Below are 1,097 nucleotides of genomic sequence, written 5' to 3'. Positions count from 1 at the left end.
GTACAGGGCGGGGCGGGCGAGGGTGTAGCCGTCGTTGTGGATCTGGGTGAGGGAGAGGTCGAAGGTGTGCCGCACCACGGTTCGGGCGACCTCCGGGTCGCCGGCCTGCGGGTGCGCGGCGCCGACGAGGTCGCCGAACTCGGTGTCGAGCGCCCGGTGGTAGGCGGTGAAGGTGCGGTAGCGGCTGGTGGGGGTGGCAAGGTAGCGGCCCGCGGTGTCCAGGGCGAGAGGGTGGCCGCCGAGCCGTTCCCCGAGTGCGGCGGCCTCCTCTGCCGTGCCGGCGGCGGGCGCGGCGTCACGCAGCACCGTGCCCGAGGCGCCGGGGTCCAGGGGTTCGAGGGGGACGAGGCGCGCTTCGGGGCCCCAGGTGGTGCGCGCGGTGTCGCGGGTGGTGACCAGGAGAAGCCCGGCACCGTCCGGGCGTACCCAGCCTCGGTAGGAGCCCGGGGGCTCGCTGCCGGGGCCGAGGTCGCGGGGGGGTGTCGGCGTTGTCGACCACGATCACCCACCCCCGTACAGCGGCCAGGTGTTCCCAGATGACGTCGACGAGTGCGGCCTGGCCGCTTTGGGCGTCGTGGAGGCGGGTTTCGGGGAGCCCGAGTGCCTGGGCGATGCGGGTGAGGTCGTGGGCGAGGCGGGTCGCGTCGTCCTGCCATCGCACCCAGAACACCGCCCGCCCTTCTGTCCGGGCCTGCCGGGCGGCCTGGGCAGCGAGGGTGGTCTTGCCCAGCCCGCCTGTCCCGCACAGCACGACGAGTCCGCCGTTCCGGCCGGCCGCCAGGCGCTTGAGGTCGGCGAGTTCACGGTCACGGCCGCGGACGGGGGCCTGGGCTGCTGGGACACGGTAGGAGGCGTGAGCGGCAGCCGCCCGCACCCACTGCCCGTCCGGCCCGCCTCCCGCGACCGGCGGAACGGCCGGAGTGGGAGAACGCAGGGCTATCAGCGAGACGGCGAGACCGAGGAGACCGGCGGTTCCGCCAATCACGCTGGCGAGCTGATCCGCCGCCTCCAGCCCCACCCGCGCAACCAACCACGCGATCCCGCCCGCAACTGCGGCCCCCGCCGGAGCCCACAACAGCCGCCCAAGCGTCCACCGC

General features: G+C 75.0%; 1 protein-coding gene and 1 pseudogene. Both read right to left on the bottom strand.

The genetic code is table 11. From position 1 onward, the window contains the following. Positions 1 to 306 (bottom strand): annotated as a pseudogene (locus BFF77_RS37510) (tetratricopeptide repeat protein); the annotation flags it as partial. Then, positions 296 to 751, bottom strand: coding sequence for an AAA family ATPase (locus tag BFF77_RS37505; protein ID WP_245704004.1), 456 nt, complete (start codon positions 749 to 751; stop codon positions 296 to 298). The gene BFF77_RS37505 and the pseudogene BFF77_RS37510, both read right to left, overlap by 11 nt. Positions 752 to 1,097: the final 346 nt, after the last annotated feature.

The sequence above is a fragment of the Streptomyces lushanensis genome, assembly GCF_001700515.1.
GTDB classification, from domain to species: domain Bacteria; phylum Actinomycetota; class Actinomycetes; order Streptomycetales; family Streptomycetaceae; genus Streptomyces; species Streptomyces lushanensis.
The sequence above is the reverse complement of the archived record's forward strand: the minus strand, read 5'-3'. Positions and strand labels throughout refer to the sequence as shown.